The organism is Methylobacterium sp. J-088 (assembly GCF_022829295.1).
Classification (GTDB): Bacteria; Pseudomonadota; Alphaproteobacteria; order Rhizobiales; family Beijerinckiaceae; genus Methylobacterium.
The window spans coordinates 15,915-32,899 of sequence record NZ_JAKSYH010000090.1; the positions used below are offsets into that span (position 1 = coordinate 15,915).

28 protein-coding genes are annotated in these 16,985 nt (G+C 69.6%); 11 read left to right on the forward strand and 17 right to left on the reverse strand.

Going from position 1 to position 16,985, the window contains the following annotated elements:
• Nucleotides 1-125: 125 nt before the first annotated feature.
• Complete coding sequence (locus MKK63_RS10475; protein ID WP_244001357.1) at nucleotides 126-377, forward strand: DUF4926 domain-containing protein; 252 nt, start codon at nucleotides 126-128, stop codon at nucleotides 375-377.
• A complete protein-coding gene (locus MKK63_RS10480) occupies nucleotides 374-715 on the forward strand; it encodes a DUF6883 domain-containing protein (protein ID WP_244001359.1) in 342 nt (113 codons plus the stop codon). Before MKK63_RS10475 ends, MKK63_RS10480 begins: the two co-directional genes overlap by 4 nt.
• A 3-nt stretch (nucleotides 716-718) precedes the next feature.
• Here MKK63_RS10480 and MKK63_RS10485 read toward each other — a convergent pair whose 3' ends face one another.
• From MKK63_RS10485 to MKK63_RS10500, 4 genes are all read right to left on the reverse strand, one after another.
• Nucleotides 719-1,429 (reverse strand): YidB family protein, encoded by a 711-nt coding sequence (locus tag MKK63_RS10485; protein WP_244001361.1) that lies wholly within the window; start codon nucleotides 1,427-1,429, stop codon nucleotides 719-721.
• Between the two features lie 418 nt (nucleotides 1,430-1,847).
• Nucleotides 1,848-2,039 (reverse strand): hypothetical protein, encoded by a 192-nt coding sequence (locus MKK63_RS10490; RefSeq protein ID WP_244001363.1) that lies wholly within the window; start codon nucleotides 2,037-2,039, stop codon nucleotides 1,848-1,850.
• An 80-nt stretch (nucleotides 2,040-2,119) separates the two neighbouring features.
• Nucleotides 2,120-2,386, reverse strand: coding sequence for a hypothetical protein (locus tag MKK63_RS10495; protein ID WP_276082356.1), 267 nt, complete (start codon nucleotides 2,384-2,386; stop codon nucleotides 2,120-2,122).
• An 82-nt stretch (nucleotides 2,387-2,468) separates the two neighbouring features.
• Nucleotides 2,469-4,553 (reverse strand): hypothetical protein, encoded by a 2,085-nt coding sequence (locus tag MKK63_RS10500; RefSeq protein ID WP_244001367.1) that lies wholly within the window; start codon nucleotides 4,551-4,553, stop codon nucleotides 2,469-2,471.
• Nucleotides 4,554-4,720: 167 nt separating this feature from the next.
• On the opposite strand from MKK63_RS10500, the gene MKK63_RS10505 reads away from it, so the two are divergent.
• Both MKK63_RS10505 and MKK63_RS10510 read left to right on the forward strand, forming a co-directional pair.
• The gene (locus tag MKK63_RS10505) at nucleotides 4,721-5,782 is read left to right on the forward strand and encodes a hypothetical protein (RefSeq protein ID WP_244001369.1); all 1,062 of its coding nucleotides are present in this window, start codon (nucleotides 4,721-4,723) and stop codon (nucleotides 5,780-5,782) included.
• Between the two features lie 352 nt (nucleotides 5,783-6,134).
• A complete protein-coding gene (locus MKK63_RS10510; RefSeq protein ID WP_244001372.1) occupies nucleotides 6,135-6,527 on the forward strand; it encodes a hypothetical protein in 393 nt (130 codons plus the stop codon).
• Nucleotides 6,528-6,557: 30 nt separating this feature from the next.
• Here the strand turns inward: MKK63_RS10510 and MKK63_RS10515 are convergent, their stop codons facing one another.
• Complete coding sequence (locus tag MKK63_RS10515; protein ID WP_244001374.1) at nucleotides 6,558-6,785, reverse strand: hypothetical protein; 228 nt, start codon at nucleotides 6,783-6,785, stop codon at nucleotides 6,558-6,560.
• A gap of 410 nt (nucleotides 6,786-7,195) precedes the next feature.
• On the opposite strand from MKK63_RS10515, the gene MKK63_RS10520 reads away from it, so the two are divergent.
• Nucleotides 7,196-7,447: a hypothetical protein gene (locus MKK63_RS10520; protein WP_244001376.1), complete on the forward strand. Its 252-nt coding sequence runs from the start codon at nucleotides 7,196-7,198 to the stop codon at nucleotides 7,445-7,447.
• 78 nt (nucleotides 7,448-7,525) lie between these two features.
• Here the strand turns inward: MKK63_RS10520 and MKK63_RS10525 are convergent, their stop codons facing one another.
• The 3 genes from MKK63_RS10525 to MKK63_RS10535 all read right to left on the reverse strand — a co-directional run bounded on the left by MKK63_RS10525 (nucleotide 7,526) and on the right by MKK63_RS10535 (nucleotide 8,387).
• Nucleotides 7,526-7,768, reverse strand: a complete 243-nt coding sequence (locus tag MKK63_RS10525) for a hypothetical protein (RefSeq protein WP_244001378.1) — start codon at nucleotides 7,766-7,768, stop codon at nucleotides 7,526-7,528.
• A 106-nt stretch (nucleotides 7,769-7,874) separates the two neighbouring features.
• Nucleotides 7,875-8,093 (reverse strand): hypothetical protein, encoded by a 219-nt coding sequence (locus MKK63_RS10530; RefSeq protein ID WP_244001380.1) that lies wholly within the window; start codon nucleotides 8,091-8,093, stop codon nucleotides 7,875-7,877.
• A gap of 99 nt (nucleotides 8,094-8,192) precedes the next feature.
• Nucleotides 8,193-8,387: a hypothetical protein gene (locus MKK63_RS10535; RefSeq protein WP_244001382.1), complete on the reverse strand. Its 195-nt coding sequence runs from the start codon at nucleotides 8,385-8,387 to the stop codon at nucleotides 8,193-8,195.
• Between the two features lie 114 nt (nucleotides 8,388-8,501).
• Between MKK63_RS10535 and MKK63_RS10540 the strand changes: the two genes are divergently transcribed.
• Nucleotides 8,502-8,693, forward strand: coding sequence for a hypothetical protein (locus MKK63_RS10540; protein ID WP_243925762.1), 192 nt, complete (start codon nucleotides 8,502-8,504; stop codon nucleotides 8,691-8,693).
• Nucleotides 8,694-8,741: 48 nt separating this feature from the next.
• Here MKK63_RS10540 and MKK63_RS10545 read toward each other — a convergent pair whose 3' ends face one another.
• The 7 genes from MKK63_RS10545 to MKK63_RS10575 form a co-directional block, all read right to left on the reverse strand.
• Nucleotides 8,742-8,993 (reverse strand): hypothetical protein, encoded by a 252-nt coding sequence (locus MKK63_RS10545; protein ID WP_244001384.1) that lies wholly within the window; start codon nucleotides 8,991-8,993, stop codon nucleotides 8,742-8,744.
• 92 nt (nucleotides 8,994-9,085) lie between these two features.
• Nucleotides 9,086-9,262, reverse strand: a complete 177-nt coding sequence (locus MKK63_RS10550; protein ID WP_244001386.1) for a hypothetical protein — start codon at nucleotides 9,260-9,262, stop codon at nucleotides 9,086-9,088.
• 108 nt (nucleotides 9,263-9,370) lie between these two features.
• Entirely contained in the window at nucleotides 9,371-9,670 is a 300-nt protein-coding gene (locus tag MKK63_RS10555) for a PilZ domain-containing protein (protein ID WP_244001388.1), read from the reverse strand.
• A 320-nt stretch (nucleotides 9,671-9,990) separates the two neighbouring features.
• The gene (locus MKK63_RS10560; protein WP_244001390.1) at nucleotides 9,991-10,173 is read right to left on the reverse strand and encodes a hypothetical protein; all 183 of its coding nucleotides are present in this window, start codon (nucleotides 10,171-10,173) and stop codon (nucleotides 9,991-9,993) included.
• A gap of 361 nt (nucleotides 10,174-10,534) precedes the next feature.
• A complete protein-coding gene (locus MKK63_RS10565) occupies nucleotides 10,535-10,915 on the reverse strand; it encodes a hypothetical protein (RefSeq protein WP_244001392.1) in 381 nt (126 codons plus the stop codon).
• A gap of 103 nt (nucleotides 10,916-11,018) precedes the next feature.
• Nucleotides 11,019-11,303, reverse strand: coding sequence for a hypothetical protein (locus MKK63_RS10570; RefSeq protein WP_244001394.1), 285 nt, complete (start codon nucleotides 11,301-11,303; stop codon nucleotides 11,019-11,021).
• A 225-nt stretch (nucleotides 11,304-11,528) separates the two neighbouring features.
• A complete protein-coding gene (locus tag MKK63_RS10575) occupies nucleotides 11,529-11,996 on the reverse strand; it encodes a MucR family transcriptional regulator (protein ID WP_244001396.1) in 468 nt (155 codons plus the stop codon).
• A 341-nt stretch (nucleotides 11,997-12,337) separates the two neighbouring features.
• Here MKK63_RS10575 and MKK63_RS10580 point away from each other — a divergent pair, with 341 nt between their 5' ends.
• The 5 genes from MKK63_RS10580 (at nucleotide 12,338) to MKK63_RS10600 (ending at nucleotide 14,044) form a co-directional block, all read left to right on the forward strand.
• Nucleotides 12,338-12,544 carry a hypothetical protein gene (locus MKK63_RS10580; protein WP_243927732.1) on the forward strand — a complete coding sequence of 69 codons (207 nt, stop codon included), beginning with the start codon at nucleotides 12,338-12,340 and terminating at the stop codon, nucleotides 12,542-12,544.
• A 34-nt stretch (nucleotides 12,545-12,578) separates the two neighbouring features.
• Nucleotides 12,579-12,764 (forward strand): hypothetical protein, encoded by a 186-nt coding sequence (locus tag MKK63_RS10585; protein ID WP_244001398.1) that lies wholly within the window; start codon nucleotides 12,579-12,581, stop codon nucleotides 12,762-12,764.
• Between the two features lie 46 nt (nucleotides 12,765-12,810).
• Nucleotides 12,811-13,065: a hypothetical protein gene (locus MKK63_RS10590; protein WP_244001400.1), complete on the forward strand. Its 255-nt coding sequence runs from the start codon at nucleotides 12,811-12,813 to the stop codon at nucleotides 13,063-13,065.
• A gap of 130 nt (nucleotides 13,066-13,195) precedes the next feature.
• The gene (locus MKK63_RS10595) at nucleotides 13,196-13,429 is read left to right on the forward strand and encodes a DUF6894 family protein (protein ID WP_244001402.1); all 234 of its coding nucleotides are present in this window, start codon (nucleotides 13,196-13,198) and stop codon (nucleotides 13,427-13,429) included.
• A gap of 186 nt (nucleotides 13,430-13,615) precedes the next feature.
• Nucleotides 13,616-14,044: a hypothetical protein gene (locus tag MKK63_RS10600; RefSeq protein WP_244001404.1), complete on the forward strand. Its 429-nt coding sequence runs from the start codon at nucleotides 13,616-13,618 to the stop codon at nucleotides 14,042-14,044.
• Between the two features lie 4 nt (nucleotides 14,045-14,048).
• Here MKK63_RS10600 and MKK63_RS10605 read toward each other — a convergent pair whose 3' ends face one another.
• On the reverse strand, nucleotides 14,049-14,342 hold the full coding sequence (locus MKK63_RS10605; RefSeq protein WP_244001406.1) for a hypothetical protein: 294 nt from the start codon (nucleotides 14,340-14,342) through the stop codon (nucleotides 14,049-14,051).
• 215 nt (nucleotides 14,343-14,557) lie between these two features.
• Nucleotides 14,558-16,585 (reverse strand): threonine--tRNA ligase, encoded by a 2,028-nt coding sequence (gene thrS / locus MKK63_RS10610; RefSeq protein ID WP_244001408.1) that lies wholly within the window; start codon nucleotides 16,583-16,585, stop codon nucleotides 14,558-14,560.
• Between the last annotated feature and the right edge of the window lie 400 nt (nucleotides 16,586-16,985).

Sequence of the window (16,985 nt, forward strand, 5' to 3'; positions counted from 1 at the left end):
TGGTCCGGGGCCACCAGTTCGAAGGCGGGGGATGCGCGTCGGTGCCGCTGCGAACCGCTCAATCGCTCAGCCTCCGCACACAGCTGGTCGCTTGCAAACGGAAAGCCCGCGCTTATCCTGACAGCATGGTGTTGGCCCACGCCTATCAGTTCCGCCAGGACGACCCGCGATCGGACCTTCGGGATCTGGATCGCGTCGCGCTGACGGCTGCGGTGGTCAGCGACGACGGGGACGCGCTGCTGCCCGGGACGGAGGGCACCATCGTCAGCGTCTACCGCGACGGGGAGGCCTACGTTGTGGAGTTTCCCACGCCGCTCGGCGCCTTGGCGACGGTTCGGCCCGGCGATCTGAAGCTCATCGAACGCGCGCCGATGTGACGACGCACGTCGGCGCCGTCGTCTGGACCGTCGAACGGCCCAAGATCGTCGGCTATCTGCTCAATCCTGCGCACACGGATGGCGCCTCCAAGGCGAAGTATCGTCTCGCGTTCGGCTACACGGCCGATGCACCCGAGCGGCTGGCCGACGATCTGGTGAGCCATGCCGTCGCCCATTGGCCGGGGCGTCGGATGCTGCCCCCGCTCGGGCGACCGCGGTTGATCTTCGAAGGGCCCGTGAGAGCGCCGGATGGCCGCTCCATGTCCCTGCGCGGCGTGTGGGAGGAGACCGCGCCTGCGCAGCTGCGCTTCCTCACGGCCTATCCGTGGAAGCCCTGAGCGCTACCACCCCCGCCGCTCCGCCGCCCCCGGCACCCGCCCCTGCGGCGTGAGCGTGTGCACCACCTCCGGCAGCGCCTGGGCTAGCTGCGACAGCAATGTCTCGCGGTCCAGCCCGGTCTGGCTCTGGAGGGTATCCACCGTGTCGGAGCCGAGCGCCCGGGCGAGCTGGTCCGGGGCCACCGGGCGGTTGGTGCCGTGGCCGATCCAGGACTCCATCACGTCGCCGAGGCCCCCCTGGCGGAACCGATCCACCAGACCGTCGAGGCCGCCGAGATCCCCCTGCCCTGCCGGGGCGGCGCGGCTCGGGGCCGGGGCGCCGCCGGGGCCATCGAGCATGCCGGACAGGTCCGAGAAATCGCCGGGCGGCAGGGACGGATCGGCGCTGCGCTCCGGGCCGCTGTCGCGGCGGGCGCCGGACTGGTCCCAGCCGCCGATATCGCCGCTGTCATCGGGCCGGCGCCCGCCGGCATCGGCGGGGTGCTGGCCGGGATCACGCCCGTAGGGTCCGGCGCCGCCGGAGCGGTCGGCCTCGGGGCCCGGCTCACCCTGGCGCCCGCCGCCAAAAATGTCGCCGAAGCCGCCGCTCGCGCCCTTGGCGAGCAGCAGCATCAGCAGGGCCTTTACCAGGGGGGACATCCCGCCGGCGCCGCCCTTCTGGCCACCGAACACCTGTCCGAGCACGCCGCCGATCGCCGATTCGAGCAGTCCCATGCGCCCCTCCCCCGGAGCCCGCTGCGGGCTCAGGCGAACAACCGCCTAGAGGGGGTGTCGGTTGCCTGGCGCGGGCGGCATCGGAGAGGCTGGGACTCTGTCGGTCAACGCCGCGGCTCGGACGCGCGCGGCTCGTGCGTCCCCTCTATGGCCGACGATGTGCACAGACCACCGTCTGCGAGGCGCGACGGTCTCCCTCTCCCGAGCGGGAGAGGGTTGGGGTGAGGGACGAGAAGTTTCAGGATCGAGCACGTATTGACGCGTCGACAGGGCACGCCGCGTTCTCGACCCTCACCCTATCCCTCGCCCGCGCGGGAGAGGGCACTCACGCCTCAACCTGCAAGCGTATCGCCACCCGCGTGTGAACCTGCAAATCCCCCGATTGCGAGAGACGCGGAGAAGGGCGGGCGCGCCCTCGCTAGCGGGTCGGGCCGGTCAGGGACGCCTGCGTGGTGCCGTGGGCGGTGGTGGCGTCGGCGGGCTCGGATAGCGGCATCGTCGCGGCGGCGAGCGCCAGGGCGGTCAGGAACAGGCCGGTGGCGGCGGCGCCCGCCCGAGGGCGCGGCAGACGGAGGGCGGCGCGGCGCGGACGGCGATCGGTCATCGACATGGTGGCCTCGTCCAAGGGGGTGGGCCTCGGGCCCGTATGACCTTGCAACGCCGGTCGGGGGCGGACCGGTTCCCGACGCTTCAGCGCCGGGCGACGAGGCGGCGTCCGAGCGCCCCGAGGGCGCAGCCGGCGCAGTAGGGCGGCAGGATCAGGGCGGCGCCCTCCAGCCAAAGCCCCGGCAGACCGGGCACGAGGGCGGCCAGCGCCGCCGCCGCCAGCAGGCCCGCGGCCACGAACAGGCCGAGCGGCACGGCGGTGCGGTCCGGCCAGCCCGCGAGCGCCCCGACCACGAGGCCGAGCGCCCCCGCCCCGGCGAGTCCGGGCCAGAATCCGGCAAGCAGCAGCATCACGGCCGGTGGGCCTCCCAATGAGCGCGGCACGCGTCGGGGCGCGTCCCGGCCTGCGGGCGCCCGGCGGAGCGACGGGGCCTCACGGCAGCAGCGCGAAGGTGACGGGGCCGGCGGGCGTATCCGGCCCGGCGCTCACCTGATCCGGCCGGGCGCCGGCCTGGAGCAGATACTCGACCACGGCCTGGGCGCGCAGCCGGGGCAGGTCCTGCGGCGGCTCGTCGGCGATCGCCTCGGGTTTCTTGGGACTCGGCTTGGGACTGGGACTCGGCTTGAGACTCGGCTTGCCGCGCTTGGCGGCCTCCTTGATCGCGTCCGTGCCGGATCCCTTGCCATCGGGCTTGGCCTCCGACGCGGTGTCGTGGGCCTTGCCGTCGTGGGCCTTGCCGTCGTGGGCCTTGGCGTCGTGGGCCTTGGCGTCGTGCTGGCCGGCCGGCTTCGGATCCGCCTTCGCGTCCGCCTTGCCGGGGGCTTCCGTCTTGGCCGCGCTGGCGACGCGGGTCGGCTCGGCCTCGGGCGGCGCGGCCGGAGGGGTGCCCTCCCCCGGGCCCGCGGCCGGTGTCGGCGCGGCCCTTGCCGGATCGGCGGGGCCCGAGACGGCGATGCGCAAGGTGGGACAGGCCTTGGCCAGGGCCGCCAGGGCGTCGAGGGTCGGATAGAAGGTCGGGCCCGGCGCGGCGCTGCCCACCGGAAAGCGCAGATCCGCCCCGGTGGTGGCGGCGGCGAAGTCGGCGCGGCAGGTCGCCGGGTCGCGCCGCTCCGCCGGCTGCCGGGCCGAGACCGTGGCCTTCCCGGTCCAGCCCGGGGGCAGCGCCTCGGCGAGCCGGTCGGGCGCGCGGGCCGCGACCTCGCGGTAGAGGCTCTCACCGGTCAGGGTCAGCGTCCGGTCCGAGACGCTGGCCTCCCCGGCGGCGAGGCTCACCACCAGCGGCGCCGCGGCGGCCAGCGCCGCCCCGAGATTCGGAGGCGCGCCGTCGGCGAGGCGCGTGCGGTCGAGGATCGGCTCGCGGAACAGGCGCGGCCGCAGGGCATCGAGCACCCGGTCCCGGGTGGCGGCATCCGGGACATGCCCGGTGAGCGTCACCGCCTCCGGCGTCCGGCGGATCGCCACCCGGTAGGGCGAGAGCGGCCGCGCCGTCAGGGTGACCCGCCCGGCCGAGACGCCGGCGGGGCGGGCGTCGCGCATCAGCGCCTCGGCGTCGGGGATCGCCTGCGCGTCCATGGCGTCGCCGCTGACCGAGACCGCGCCGTCCGTGAAGGTGACGCGGCCGGTCTGGATCAGCGCGGCGAGCCGGAACATGAAGCCGATCAGGGTTTTCGAATCGATTGCGGGGTCGAGCCCCCGGGCGGTCACCAGCCGGTCGTCCACGGCCGCGCCGGGGGTCTCCTGAGCCACCTCCTGGGCGGCGCGCCGGGCGGCCTCGCGATCGGCCGTGGAGGGGATGAAGCCGTCGAGCGCGATCCCGCCCGTGGCCTTCTCGACCGTGAAGCGATACTGCGCCACCCGCGGTGGCAGGATCTCGACGCGGCCGATGCTGAACCCCGCCGGCGGTTCCGACAGGGCGGCCCGCAGCGCCTCGTAAGCCGGCACGTCGAGGGCTTCGCCCGAGAGGCTGAGCACGGTGTCGCTGAGCGCGGCCCGTCCGCCCGCCGCCAACCCGGACAGCCGCGCTGCCAGGAAGGCCGCCGCGCTCGGGAAATCCGGCGGCGCCCCCCGGGCGGCCCGGGCGGCATCGTCGAGGCTGGTGCCGGGGCCGAGCATCCCGGTGACCCGCGCCTCCAGCGCCCGCCGCCCGATCTCCACGGGGCGGCTGCCCTCCAGGGCGACCCGGTCCGGGCCCAGGCGGATCGCCGCCCACTGGAACGGCGCGGCGGTCTCGACGAGGCCGACGCCCGAGACGATGCGCCGGGGTCCGTCCAGGACGGCGAGGCGGAACAGGGTGGCGGCGCGGGCGCTCGCGTCCGGCGCCTCGCCGGCCGCCACGAGGTCGCGGCCCTCTACGGCGAGGCGCAGCCAGGGCTCGCCCGTGTCGGTGGCCGTACCGGCCGCCACGGCTGCCCCCTCGGCTTCGAGCCGCTCGGCGATGCGCGGGCCGGCATAGAGCGTCGCGCTCGCCCAGATCAGCGCGAGCGCCGGCAGGCCGGCGAGCCAGCCGGTGCGGCGCAAGCCTCGGGCGAAAGGATGGGGCACGGGCACGCAGGTGAGTTGATCGGATCCTGGGCCGAAACGACACCGCCTTTTCGGCAGCATGAAGGCTGCGCCGCGGCAGCAGGTCGCCGGAACGGCCCGGGCCGGGTCCGGTTGGGTCTGGCATCCGCTGCGCGGAGACCGCCATGGAGACCGCCTTGCGCGTCCTGCTCGCCGCTGTCCTGCTGAGTTCGATCGCCGCCCCGGCTTCGGCGCAGAGCCTGTCGGCCACCGCGACGGCGCCTGCCGCGGCCTCCCTGGAGCCGGTCACCGCGATCTCCAATCCGGGGCAGCTCAGCCTCGGTGGTGGATCCACGACCGGACCGTTCCCGACTCTCTCGGCCCAGACCGGCGGTCTGCTGAACGCCGGTCAGCTCAGCTTGGGCGGTGGTGGGGGCGGCGGTGGCTCGATCGGGGCGCCCGGCAGCGCGGCCTCCGGCGCCGGCCGGCTCGGCACCTCCTCCGGCACCGGAAGCACGGGGGGCGCTGGGGTCACCGGGTCGACGCTCGGCTCGAGTGGAACCGGCAGCACGGCCGGAGCCATCGGGACATTGGGCGGTTTCGGCACGACGCTGGGCTCGACCTCGAACGCCGCCCTCGGCTCGCTCTCGGGAAGCGCCCTTTCGACGACCTTCGGGTCGGCCAGCCTGGGGAGCAACGCCGCGTTCACGACGAATGCGACGGGCCTGACGACAGGTCTGACGACGGGCTTCAACACCGGCACGGGCACGGCGCGGACGTCCGGTCTGGGGACATCCGCGTTCGGCACGTCGGCGTTCGGTTCATCCGCCGCCGGGATCGGCAGCCCATCACGCACCGCGACGAGCCTGGGCACCGACGCGACGGCCGCATCGAGCTTCGCTTCGGCCGGAACCGCCAATGCCGCCGACGCGGCCAGCCTCGGAACCACGACCTCCGGGCTCGCGGCGTTCACAACCGGAGGTGGGACGGGGGCCGTCACGGGTCTCGTCCCAGGGGCGGTCTCGACCGGAACAGCGGGGGGAGCGGCTTCGGGCGGCGCCGGGATCGCGGTCGCGTCATCCGTGATCGCCGCTCGGGATCTCGACCGCGTTCAAGCGGCGCCGGCCGGCGGAGGGGCGTCCGGCGGTGCCGGCGTCGGCGGTGCGGCTGCCGCGCCCGGCCGGCTCAACGATCCCTGCGGGGGCGCCCTCGCGGCGGCCTGCCTCGGCGATGACGGCGCATTCTGAACGGGGCGTTCCGGAACCGCAATTCCAGCGCCGCCGTTCTTTCCGCACCGGCGTCTCGGCCGGGACAGGAGATGGAGATGAGCGTCATTCTGAGCCGCGCTTCGTGGGCAGCCATTCTCGTTCTGGGTCTCTCGAGCGCAGCACTCGCGCGCGAGGTGGGCTCTCAGCCGCGTGGGGCCGGGAAGGCTCCGATCCATCAGGGTCTGGGATTCAATCAGCCGACATTCCGAGCGGACATGCGCACCGTCAGGGACCAGCCCTACACCTGGCCGGTGAGGGACCGTTACCGGCCGATCTCGCAGCCGTATTACGGCCGGGCCTTTTGAGGATATCCCGAACGGCACCGGCACGGATGCGCCGGTCGCCGCCGTCCCTGACGGTGGCCGCGATGCGTGGGCGGTGCCGACGCATCCTCGTACGCCTGCCCCTTGGCCTCCTGCCCCTTGGCCTCTTGCCCCTCGCCTCCTTGTCCCTCGCCGTGTTGGCGCCGGCCCGGGCGGGCGAGTTCGCCCAATTGCCCCCGGCGCAAGGCATGGCCCTGACGCTGCCTGAGCCCGGCATGGCGAACAGCACGGTTGCGGAGCCGTCCGTGACCCCGGTCCCGCCCCAGATCGACCCTGACGCGGGTCGGCGCCGGCTCCGAATGCTTGGGACCGGGTTTCCGTCCATCGGCGGGCAGCTTCCGAACCAGCGTACCGGCTCCCGGCACGAGCACGTCGTGCGCGACATCTGCATCGGCTGCTGAGCTACCGGTGCCGCACGGCGGCCGGTGATCCTACTGCAGCGCGTGTGACTGGCTGTTGGCGCGGATCCAGCCCGGCGAAAGGATGTCGCCTGCCTCAGTGATGATCCAGGGCTGCGCATCCTCCGCCTCGATCGCCTGCACGGCGACGGCCAGCGCCTCGCGCAGGGTTGCGAACGGACGCCCCCTGGCCGATCGGCCGGGCGCACGTTTCGGCCAGACGGTCAGCTCTGCGCGCTTGTCGAGATCGGCGGGCGTCATACCATCGCTCCGGCTTCTTCGCAGTTCGGGCCCAGGGTAGCGCCTTGTTGTGACGTGGCTCTGGCGAACGTGTTGCTGATTCGTGTCGTGTCGATCACGGCACCGCGAACGCCAATTCCGGTGCAGTCGACGCGACGCGCGGGCCCCGGCGAGAAATTAGATCTGCGCTCGCCTCAATATAAATTTGAGACTGCAGGGGAGGAAGTTTATTTCATTTGCGCTGAATGCATGGCGATCGGGACGATCGACTGAACGCCACGCCTGATGCGACACCTGCATCCTTGCACGACAATGCCGATGTAGCTCTATGTTGCAATGCATGATGAGCATGACGCAGTGCACAAAAGTGTGGTTCTATCCGGCGTCGGTCGCTCTTCGTGATCCGACTGCGATCGAAACGGAGACGCACCATGCGCACGATCTTCATCCTCGCGTCGGCGGCGCTCATCTCGGCCGCCACCTTCGCCGGCTCGGCCTCGGCCGAGGAAAACCTTCATCTGACGCCGCCGCTCTATCGCGATCAGGCTTCGGTCGCTCAACAGGGCCGCCGTCTCGCTCATCTGACGACCACGCCGCAGCTGGTGCCCGCGACGGCTGATCTTCGGATCGCTTCGACGTCCAGACGGACCCTGGTCCAGGCCTCCGCCGAGGCGCGCCGCTGAGGGCGGAATCCGGGGGCGATCAACCGGATCGCCCCCAAATTCGAAGTCACCGCAGTCGGTCATATTCGACCCCGGGACTCAGACAATGTGCAACGCCCGCGCGGCCTCCGCTGCCGGGACGCCGCGCTGGATGAGCCGGCGCGTCCGTTCTCGCTGATCCGAGCCGGCGTTCAGAATAGACGTCAGCATCCAGTACCCTTCGCAGTAGAGATCCAGCCAAGCATATTGAACCGCCGCCGTCAGGCGTATGGCGAGTTCGGCTTGCCGGAGACTCAGACTCAGACTTTCATCGGCCAGCCGACCAATCTCCCGCTCGATCATCTCCGCCCCTGCCCAGATGTGGCCAGCGGCGTATCGAGCCGCCGGTTCAAGTCCTTGACGTGATCAAACTCCGGTCGCTCCGAAAGCCGTTCGGTCGTCTGCCGGGTCATGTCTGCACCGTACCCAAGTGCGGCGTGGGTGCACGCGGGGCTCTGGTGGAATGCATCCGGGACGAAGTTGCCAGATCCGTTGAGCCATGAACCCTGTCGTTGGTGCGACGCACCACTTCAATGAAGCTGGCGAACGCCACGCGCGCCTTTGCCAAACGGCTCTCGGTGAAGTTGCGCTTGTGCGGCGGGAGCGCGGAGCGGGGACCGTCGGCCATGCTCCAGCTCCTCAGGCCCGCCCGCCCGGCCGCAGCCGTAGTAAGCCGGGTGTGTCGGATAAACGCCATCGTCAGGCGTGCCCGCTCAAGATTCCCGGCTCAGATCTCAGTCTCACGCCGGAACACGGCGTCCGCGCCGGTACCCTTTTGAGACAGGCCGACATCCGGATCTGCATCGGTTATCGGCAGTGGCTTGTTCGAGATGTCCTGCTCGAGATCCACGCGCCCATCAGTGTCCGATTCGATCAGGCCGGGGGCACGTTCCGGGATCGGGATGTCGCGGGCGTTCGTCATCGGGTGCCTCTCCCCAGATAACGCGATGGCAGCCTCTCGGGTCCCTGCCATGTCGCCTCGCGACAGGATCGAGACTGCGGCGCTATATGAGCTCAAACGAGCGAGGAGAATGGTGTGTTCACCGTCAAGGGGATCGACCCGTCCGGGCGTATCATGACTTTCGCCTGCGGGACCGACGAGCAGGCCATGGAGAAGACCTGGGAACTGACCCGACGGGGTTTTCGCGAGATCACGGTCGCCGACCCGAAGGGCAAGGAGATGTCGGCCGCCGCCTTCGAGCGATCCCTGAATATCGATTGGGACTGAGAGGGCTCGATGCGCGCGCCCGCGACGAGGCCGCCAGTGCTGCGCGCCTCAGTGCAGTTCATAGCAGTTCGTGACGACACGGGGGTTGCGCGTCACATCGAACAGGATCGAGCACTGGACGAGGTAGGCCCTATCCCGCTTGCGAAACAGGATCAGGGATGAGCGATTGTCGAATGTCCCCGTGTAGCCGGCAATCTCCCAACCATCCCCGTTGAGCCGCTCGATGCTGAGAGGCTGATCGGCGGCCGAGCCGGGCGCCATCCAGCCGAGCCAGGCGGCGATGCTCAGGGACTGTCGCATCCAGGTCCGTCGCCTGGAATCGCCGCGCGGACGTCTCGATCGTCCCGCGGCGGCGGCGTTCGCAATCCCGGTCAGCTCCGACGGGGCGCCCGTCACAGGCCTGGGACCGCGTCGATCTCGGGCGCTGGTTCCCCGCGCGGGGGCTCCGGATCGTCGGCTGGGGCTGGCGGAAGCCGCGGGGGCGGCATGTCGCCGGTGTTCGGCGGCATCGGCAAACCCTGCGGCAGGTCCGGCATCTCCTCCGCGTCGGGCGCTCTCGGATCCGACATGATGCGTTCTCTCCCTCACGCCGCTATCACGCTGGCGGCAACCGAGGGAGAACGATCAATCGGCGCGAAGGTGCCGCGCGGCTCCACGAGCGGCCGAGGGCCGCCGCGTCAGATCGGCTCCAGCGCATACCACGAATCCGGCGTGGTCGGACGGGCCGGCGCAGAGGTTTCTGTCGCTGCCCCGATCTCCTCCAACCGGCGCCAGACCGCTTGGCAGACGAGGATCTCGTTGCTTGCATTGATGCTCAACACGAAGCGATCCGGGACAATCTCCGCCTCCGGAAGGGCGATGCGGATACCGCCGACCGACCGATCGTAGACGATGCAGGGCAAGCTGCAGTGCTCGTCGACCGAGATGCTGCCGGTCTCGTTCAGGATCGTACGCGGAGCACTGCGCCGTTCGAACATCGCTGCCTCATGAAAGGTCGTGCAGCAAGGATCGTCGATGCGCCTTCAGGTCGAGTTCTGACAAAAGATCAAATTGTCGGTTTCGGCAGTTCCAATCGTCACCTCACTGGTTTGTGAGATGGACGTACCGGTTCCAGCGATCGCGACGGCGGATAGACCAAGAGTTGGATCGGGCATGATCGCCGAAGGACGCATCCGGTCCGTCGAGACGGCAGGCCCCGAAGCGGGTTTTGCCCCGTGGCTGCCGGCTCTCGACGAAAACCTGCGACCGACCAGAGGCCCCTGGCGTCGACTCGATGCCGGCTTCGGCGAAGGCCGCTCTACTCGGTGATCACCTCGACGAGGGTCGTCAGGAAGCCGAGGGCGACGGCGCCAATCCCGCCCATGAACGCTACGTCCCAGCCGGCGAACTCCTTCGACCGAGGCGCGCGGAGGAAGGCGAACATCGTCACGGCGGCGCCGCACACGACGAGGGCGAGGGCGAGATAAATCGGGCGCGACATGCGGTTTCCTCCTCCGCCGGTCCCTCGGCCCTTCAGGGCTCTTGTTCGGATGAGCGAGACCGGCGTGATCCGTTTCTTTTCATCCGTCGACAAATGATGGCAGACGGACGCGCAGTGAACAAGGATATAATGAATTCTGCATTGCAGAACGTCGCGCTGGCAGGATCGAGATCTGCATTTCCGACAGACCGCAAAGTCTAGCGGGTGAAAAGCTGCCTTGCGGAACCTGCCTCACAGCCCCGTATCGCTGAACAGCCGCCACGTGCGGCAGAGGGCGCATCAGGGCACCCTACGAAATTTTCGATGACGGAGAACCCTCCCCTCGCACGCGGCGGCGCGGCGGGCGACTGGTGAACAGCTTTCAGTCGAGGAAAACCCGAACGCCGTCAGTATTGAGGATGTCGCGCTGATCGGCGCACCAGCGGTCGGCGCCGACCGTGGCGATCTCATCCGCAGCGCGCTGGCCTTCGGCCGCGATGGCGGTCTCGGCCCTGTGGCGGCCCAGGGCCGCCTCGAGGGCACGGCGGGCCGTCCGCGACAGGCCGTCCGAGATCGCGTCATCCACAGTATAGAGCGCCCGACAATGCAGTACGATGCCGGCCTGGGCGCCCACGATTCGCACCAGCCCGTCGATCGTCTCGGTGCGCTTGGCCAAAGCTGTGTCCGGTGCGTCCTCGGCCAGCGCGAACCCGCCGGGCAGCGGTGCGGCGGCGAGCCAAACCGCGAGCAGGGTGCGTCTCATCGTCGACCAATCCCTGAGCGATGCGGGTCGGGGCGGTCCCGACCGAGGCTGGCTGCACGGATCCACGTGGGGCGATTCGGCCGCGCCATTCAGGACCGGGCGATTACTTCCGCGCGGCCATCAGATCATGGGCGAGCACCGTCAGCTTGCCGATCAGGCTGCTGATATCACCGCTCTTGCACGACCACTGGGTTCCGATCGCTTCACCATCGGCCGACACGGAGACGATCGCCACCGAGCGCATCCGGCCTTCGCGGGCGAGCGCCAGATGATCCTGCAGCACGGCGATGATCGACGCGGTGTCCTCGTCGGCAACGGCCGGGGCGACATGCGCCGGGAAGGGCACGACCGAACTTTGCTTCGTCTGCTCTCGCTTCATCTCGCCCATCCCTTGGTTGTCGTCTCGGGATCCGACGTGCGCAGACGCTATGTGCAGAGTAAGGCAGCTTGTCCGTGTCGGGCAATGTCGTGGACGTGTGTGGCGCCGCAGCAACGATGGCGCGCGTCACCGGCCTTGCTCCGGGATCAGCCTTGTTGGCGGCCGAACGCCCGGGACCCCGTCGCCGAGCTGCGGCAACCGCTCGTGCAGGGGTCCCTGGGACGCGATCCGATCTCAGGCCGCCTTGCGGCCCTTGCGCTCGCGCTCGGCCATGGCGCCGGGCTGGCCAAGACCGATCGCCTTGGCCAGAGCGGAGCGCTGCTCGGCGTAGGCCGGGGCGACCATCGGATAATCGGCCGGCAGGCCGTAGCGGTCGCGGTAGGCCCTCGGGTCCAGCCCGTGGCTGGTCAGGTGGCGCTTGAGCGTCTTGTAGGTCTTGCCGTCGATGAAGCTGACGATCCCGTCGGGACGGACCGACTTGCGGATCTGGGCCGCGCTCGGCCGGTCGATGTCGGGCTGGGCTGCCGTGCCGGTCTCCACCGTCAGGGTGCCCGAGACGAGGCCCGCGATGGCCCCGTGGACCCGGGCGATCAGCGCCGGCAGCTCCGCGGCCGGAACGGGATTGTTCGACACGTAGGCGGCGACGATGTCACCGGCCAGCTCGATGAAGTTGGGGGTGGGCCCGGTGGTTTCTTCTGTCACTTCAGCATTCCTAGTGTGCCCCTCACAAGTGATTTGCTACTTCCCCCCGCTGAATGCAAGTTACAAAATCGTTTGTGGACCGGCATCCGGTGCATGATTGGCATGCCCGGCACGGCCGGCAGGCGGGTATTTCCGGCAATCGTCCAAGAGATCTTGGTCGCAGCGACCGGGCGATGCAGTCGACTGCGGGAGTGTTTTTCCAAGGCTGCGAAACGATCCAGCAATGCACCTAGAGTTCAGGAATATCCCTGGGATCGCGCTTCAGGTATTCGGTCGACGGGGCCGCGACGGCGCCAGGCCGCCGTGGTGACGTCGCGGCCGCGACGTGGCATTGCGCGACCATGCTCCTGCTGGCCCTCATCCTCGCCCTCCTCGTCGTCTTGGTGATGATGATCGTCCTGCGGCGCTGGACCGGCCGGCTGGCCTCGCTGGCGACGCTGCTCGCTGCAGCGATCATGGCCCTCTGGCTGGCCGAGGTCGGGCTGCTCCCGGGGTCCAAGGGGCCGCTGACCGCCGACCGACCCCTCGTGCCCGGACTCGACCGGTAACGGTCCGGTAAGCCTGTCGCGGCCAGCATGGACCATGCCCACGCTCTCCGCACCGCGCCTCCTGACCTTTCTCGTGTCGGCCGTTCTGATCGGTCTCGCCGTCGCCAGCCTGTACACACGGATCCCGATGGTCGGACGGACCGTGGTGGTGCACCGGCAATGGTTCTTCATCGGCGCCTACGTCCTTCTGGCGCTCGGTGTGACGACACGCAGCCTGTGAGCGGCGGGCCTCGGTCACGGAGGCCGCCTGCAGCGAGGAGACCGCCATGGCCTTGAAAACCACCTTCGTGGTTCAGCCCTTCGAACTGCATCGCAAACGCCTGCGCCCGGCGCGCCAGGAGCCCGCGCAGAGCGAGTTCGGCGCCCTCAAGAAGGCGGAGGCGCTGGCCGGACGCCTGCCCGGCGCTGTCGCCCTGAAGGTCGTCGCCGACGACGAGACCGGCGAACTCGATAGCGTGGCGATCCTTGGCCAGTTCGGCGACGTGCCGGACGACTTCGCCGAGAGCCTGCTCGGCGGCTGATCCCAGCGCTGACAGGCACCCGTTTCCGTCCATGCGACACAGACAACGCAGGTTTATAGGTGGATTGAAACTACGTAGAAACAACGGATCATGATTTTTGCGAGCAGTCGTGCTCGCTGAGCCAGAGCCTGTGACCCGCTATTTCATCGACATCCATGACGGCACCAACCTTGTCCGCGACCATGAGGGTTTTGATGTTCCTGATCTGACCGCAGCGCGGGCGCAGGCAGTGCGGATGATGACCCGCATCGCCCAGGGCCTGTCGGATCCGCGGGAGCGGCAGGATTACGTCATCGCGGTGCGCGACGCGCAGGGCGAGGTCCGTCTGCGCCTGCGGCTCTCCTACGACATCGAGCAAGGCTGACGGCGGTTGAGGGACGAGGCCGGAATAGCGCGGTCGATCCGCCGCGTTGGTGCGCGTCGCTAGTGCTCTGACGCATCCACTTCGTTCATGCGAGTGAGCACGAGTTCTTTGGTTTTGCATCAATTTTTCCAGACTCGGCTGACGCCTCCGTCTGGATCGATGCACTAGAACGGTCGAGGAGGACGGATGAGACGGACGACGGGTGCGATCGGATCTTGCACGGCGGCGCTCGCGCTGCTCTGCGCCCTGCCCCTGGCGGCGCGGGCGCAGACGGCACCGCCGCCCCCGGCCGGGTCCGCGACGGCGACGCCGGACAACGCCGTCCTGCTGACGGTCTTCCTGCGCCACGACCAGTCGCGCCCCTTGGCCGAACTGAACGCGCAGCTCGCCAAGCAGGGGTTCTACAAGGCCTTCCCGCCCCCCGGGATCGAGGTCGTCTCGTGGAACGTCGTCATGGGGATCGGGCAGATCATCACGCTGCGGCTGCCCGCCACCCGGCTCCGGGAGGTCAACCGGGTCCTCGAGGACACGGCCTGGGGCGCCTACCGGACCGAGTTCTACCCGACCTACGATTACCGGGCGGTGGGCCTCGCGGAGCACGAGAAGGCGCGCTGACGGCTCAGCGCTGGCCGCTGTCGCTGTTGCGCTGCGTGCAGCGCCATCCGGCCCAGCAGGACGGCACGTCGGCGGAGGGCTCGAAAGCCGGCGCACCGGTCTCGTCCTGTTGGCATGATCCGGAATCCAGGTGGACGGTCTCGTAGGTCGTCTCGCTCCGCGCGAGGATCACGGTGCGATCCCGGGCGACGCGAGCCCGCAGGGCGGCGCAGGTCAGGCCGCGCGTGTCGATCCGCTCCTGTGCGACGGCACCGGTCGCAAGGACGCTCAGGACGAGGGCACAGGCAAGGCGAGGCATGGGTCCCTCCGGATGTTTTTGGACCAATACCGGAACCCGGTTTCGTCAGTGTTTCCGGATGCCTTCGGCGGGCCGCCGGAATGTCGTGGATGGCGGTTTCTAAGATCTATCCGAGGATAAGAACGAACGGTCCCGCGGCTCGCCCTCCCCCGCAAAGGGGGGAGGTGGACGCGCGGCGACCTACGCCGCCAAACCGCCACCCCGAGCCCGTCCCGTCAAGGCGCGGGCTGCACCTCATGATGCCCGTCGAGCACCGTGTCGCTGCTCGGGACCGTCTCGGCCACGGCCTCGGCCCGGCGGCGGTCCGGAGCCGTCGCCTCCTCCACGAAGGCCGCCACCGCCTCGGTCAGCGGCAGCGTGCGGGTCTGCTGGCTGCCGAGCCGCCGGATCGAGACCGTCTGCTCCTCCGCCTCGCGCTTGCCCAGCGCCAGCAGCACCGGCACCTTGGCCAGCGAGTGCTCCCGGACCTTGTAGTTGATCTTCTCGTTGCGCAGATCCGCCTCGACCCGAAGGCCCGCCCGCTCCAGGGTGCGGATGACGTCCCGGGCGTAGGGATCGGCCTCGCCGGTGATCGTCGCCACCACCACCTGCACGGGCGCCAGCCAGAGCGGGAAATGCCCGGCGAAATGCTCGATCAGGATGCCGGTGAAGCGCTCCATCGAGCCGCAGATCGCCCGGTGGACCATCACGGGCGGCTTCCTCGCGCCGTCGGCGTCGATGTAGAAGGCGCCGAACCGCTCGGGCAGGTTGAAGTCGACCTGCGTGGTGCCGCATTGCCAGTCGCGCCCGATCGCGTCGCGCAGCACGTACTCGAATTTGGGCCCGTAGAACGCGCCCTCCCCCGGGTTGATCGCCGTCTTGATCCGGCCGGCCGACTGCTCCTCGATCTGCGCCAGCACCCGGGTCATCACCTCCTCGGCGTGGTCCCACAGCGCGTCGGACCCGACGCGCTTCTCGGGCCGGGTCGAGAGCTTCACCACGATCTCGCCGAAGCCGAAATCCGCGTAGGTCGAGAGGATCAGGTCGTTGATCTTCAGGCACTCGTCGGCGAGCTGGTCCTCGGTGCAGAACACGTGGGCGTCGTCCTGGGTGAAACCGCGCACGCGCATCAGCCCGTGCATGGCGCCGGACGGCTCGTAGCGGTGGACCACGCCGAACTCGGCCATGCGCAGGGGCAGGTCGCGGTAGGATTTCAGCCCGTGCTTGAAGATCTGCACGTGGCCCGGACAGTTCATCGGCTTGAGCGCGAACCAGCGCTTGTCCTCGGCCTCCTCGCCGGCCGATTGCGCGGCGAACATGTTCTCCCGGTACCAGCCCCAGTGGCCGGAGGTCTCCCACAGGGCCTTGTCGAGGATCTGCGGCGCGTTCACCTCGGCATAGTCGCCGCGCAGGCGCCGGCGCATGTAGGCGATCAACTCCTGGAAGATCGTCCAGCCCTTGCCGTGCCAGAACACGACGCCCGGCCCCTCCTCCTGGAAGTGGAACAGGTCCATCTCCCGGCCGAGCCGGCGGTGGTCCCGGCGCTCGGCCTCCTCCAGCCGGTGCAGGTAGCCGTCGAGATCGGCCTGGGCCGCCCAGGCGGTGCCGTAGATGCGGGTGAGCATCGGGTTGTTCGAATCACCGCGCCAATAGGCGCCCGCGACCTTCATCAGCTTGAAGGCGGTGCCGACCTTGGCGGTCGAGGTCATGTGCGGGCCGCGGCACAGGTCGAACCAGTCGCCCTGGCGGTAGATCTTCAGGTCCTCGCCGGGCGGGATCGCGTCGACCAGCTCGACCTTGAATTTTTCGTCCTTGCCGGCGAACAGCGCCCGCACGTCCTCGCGCGTCCAGATCTCTTTCGTAAACGGTGCATCGCGCGCAATGATCTCGCGCATCTTCGCCTCGATCTTCGGGAAGTCCTCCGGGGTGAACGGCGTCTCGCGATAAAAATCGTAATAAAAACCGTTCTCGATCACCGGGCCGATCGTCACCTGCGTGTCCGGCCAGAGCGCCTGCACCGCCTCGGCGAGCACATGCGCGCAATCGTGCCGGATCAGCTCCAGGCTGCGCGGATCGGTGCGGTCCAGGAACTCGATGCGGGCGTCGTGCGCGATCGGATCGTCGAGGTCGGCGACCGTGCCGTCGAGCGCCATGGCGACGGTGCGCTTGGCCAGCGACTTGGCGATGCCCTCGACCACGGCGCGACCGGTGGTGCCGGCGGCGATCTCCCGCGTGTTGCCGTCGGGGAAGGTGAGAATCGGCATGGATCAAGCGTCTCCGGGCTCAGTCCTGCATACGCGGCAGGTAAGCGGTTTCGGGGGAGCGGCCGTGTAGACCGATTTTTGGGGCGAGGGAACAACGGTGCGGCGCAACTCCCCGCATCCCTGACCCGGCTGGCCTGCCCCAGCCTGTCCTCACGGCATGCGCCATCGTCCCCACCCGCCTTCCGGCGCCGGGGGCATGACCCAAGAAAGACAACACGCGGGACGCGGGACGCCGCGGGAACCCAGGTGTCGGCCAAAAACGCGCGGGATCCGGTCCCCGCGGCGCCCGCGGCATCGACCGGGCATGGTCCCCGGCCGGTGCCGTCTTTCTCGTCGCGGCGTCTTGTCGACGTCCCGGTCCTGCGACTCCCCGTTAGCGGTCTCGGGCAGGGTGCACGCA

What these genes read in the sequence shown, in the direction of transcription:
- MKK63_RS10520 (WP_244001376.1), top strand. Translation starts at nt 7,196, where the DNA reads ATGCGCACGATCTTCATCCTCGCGTCGGCGGCGCTCATCTCGGCCGCC.
- MKK63_RS10585 (WP_244001398.1), top strand. Translation starts at nt 12,579, where the DNA reads ATGCCCACGCTCTCCGCACCGCGCCTCCTGACCTTTCTCGTGTCGGCC.
- MKK63_RS10570 (WP_244001394.1), bottom strand. Translation starts at nt 11,303, where the DNA reads ATGGGCGAGATGAAGCGAGAGCAGACGAAGCAAAGTTCGGTCGTGCCC.
- MKK63_RS10495 (WP_276082356.1), bottom strand. Translation starts at nt 2,386, where the DNA reads ATGCTGCTGCTTGCCGGATTCTGGCCCGGACTCGCCGGGGCGGGGGCG.
- MKK63_RS10485 (WP_244001361.1), bottom strand. Translation starts at nt 1,429, where the DNA reads ATGGGACTGCTCGAATCGGCGATCGGCGGCGTGCTCGGACAGGTGTTC.
- MKK63_RS10600 (WP_244001404.1), top strand. Translation starts at nt 13,616, where the DNA reads ATGAGACGGACGACGGGTGCGATCGGATCTTGCACGGCGGCGCTCGCG.
- MKK63_RS10590 (WP_244001400.1), top strand. Translation starts at nt 12,811, where the DNA reads ATGGCCTTGAAAACCACCTTCGTGGTTCAGCCCTTCGAACTGCATCGC.
- MKK63_RS10545 (WP_244001384.1), bottom strand. Translation starts at nt 8,993, where the DNA reads ATGCGACAGTCCCTGAGCATCGCCGCCTGGCTCGGCTGGATGGCGCCC.
- MKK63_RS10535 (WP_244001382.1), bottom strand. Translation starts at nt 8,387, where the DNA reads ATGACGAACGCCCGCGACATCCCGATCCCGGAACGTGCCCCCGGCCTG.
- MKK63_RS10580 (WP_243927732.1), top strand. Translation starts at nt 12,338, where the DNA reads ATGCTCCTGCTGGCCCTCATCCTCGCCCTCCTCGTCGTCTTGGTGATG.
- MKK63_RS10525 (WP_244001378.1), bottom strand. Translation starts at nt 7,768, where the DNA reads ATGATCGAGCGGGAGATTGGTCGGCTGGCCGATGAAAGTCTGAGTCTG.
- MKK63_RS10555 (WP_244001388.1), bottom strand. Translation starts at nt 9,670, where the DNA reads ATGTTCGAACGGCGCAGTGCTCCGCGTACGATCCTGAACGAGACCGGC.
- MKK63_RS10550 (WP_244001386.1), bottom strand. Translation starts at nt 9,262, where the DNA reads ATGTCGGATCCGAGAGCGCCCGACGCGGAGGAGATGCCGGACCTGCCG.
- MKK63_RS10565 (WP_244001392.1), bottom strand. Translation starts at nt 10,915, where the DNA reads ATGAGACGCACCCTGCTCGCGGTTTGGCTCGCCGCCGCACCGCTGCCC.
- MKK63_RS10475 (WP_244001357.1), top strand. Translation starts at nt 126, where the DNA reads ATGGTGTTGGCCCACGCCTATCAGTTCCGCCAGGACGACCCGCGATCG.
- MKK63_RS10530 (WP_244001380.1), bottom strand. Translation starts at nt 8,093, where the DNA reads ATGGCCGACGGTCCCCGCTCCGCGCTCCCGCCGCACAAGCGCAACTTC.
- MKK63_RS10490 (WP_244001363.1), bottom strand. Translation starts at nt 2,039, where the DNA reads ATGTCGATGACCGATCGCCGTCCGCGCCGCGCCGCCCTCCGTCTGCCG.
- MKK63_RS10510 (WP_244001372.1), top strand. Translation starts at nt 6,135, where the DNA reads ATGCGCCGGTCGCCGCCGTCCCTGACGGTGGCCGCGATGCGTGGGCGG.
- MKK63_RS10560 (WP_244001390.1), bottom strand. Translation starts at nt 10,173, where the DNA reads ATGTCGCGCCCGATTTATCTCGCCCTCGCCCTCGTCGTGTGCGGCGCC.
- MKK63_RS10505 (WP_244001369.1), top strand. Translation starts at nt 4,721, where the DNA reads ATGGAGACCGCCTTGCGCGTCCTGCTCGCCGCTGTCCTGCTGAGTTCG.
- thrS (WP_244001408.1), bottom strand. Translation starts at nt 16,585, where the DNA reads ATGCCGATTCTCACCTTCCCCGACGGCAACACGCGGGAGATCGCCGCC.
- MKK63_RS10515 (WP_244001374.1), bottom strand. Translation starts at nt 6,785, where the DNA reads ATGACGCCCGCCGATCTCGACAAGCGCGCAGAGCTGACCGTCTGGCCG.
- MKK63_RS10605 (WP_244001406.1), bottom strand. Translation starts at nt 14,342, where the DNA reads ATGCCTCGCCTTGCCTGTGCCCTCGTCCTGAGCGTCCTTGCGACCGGT.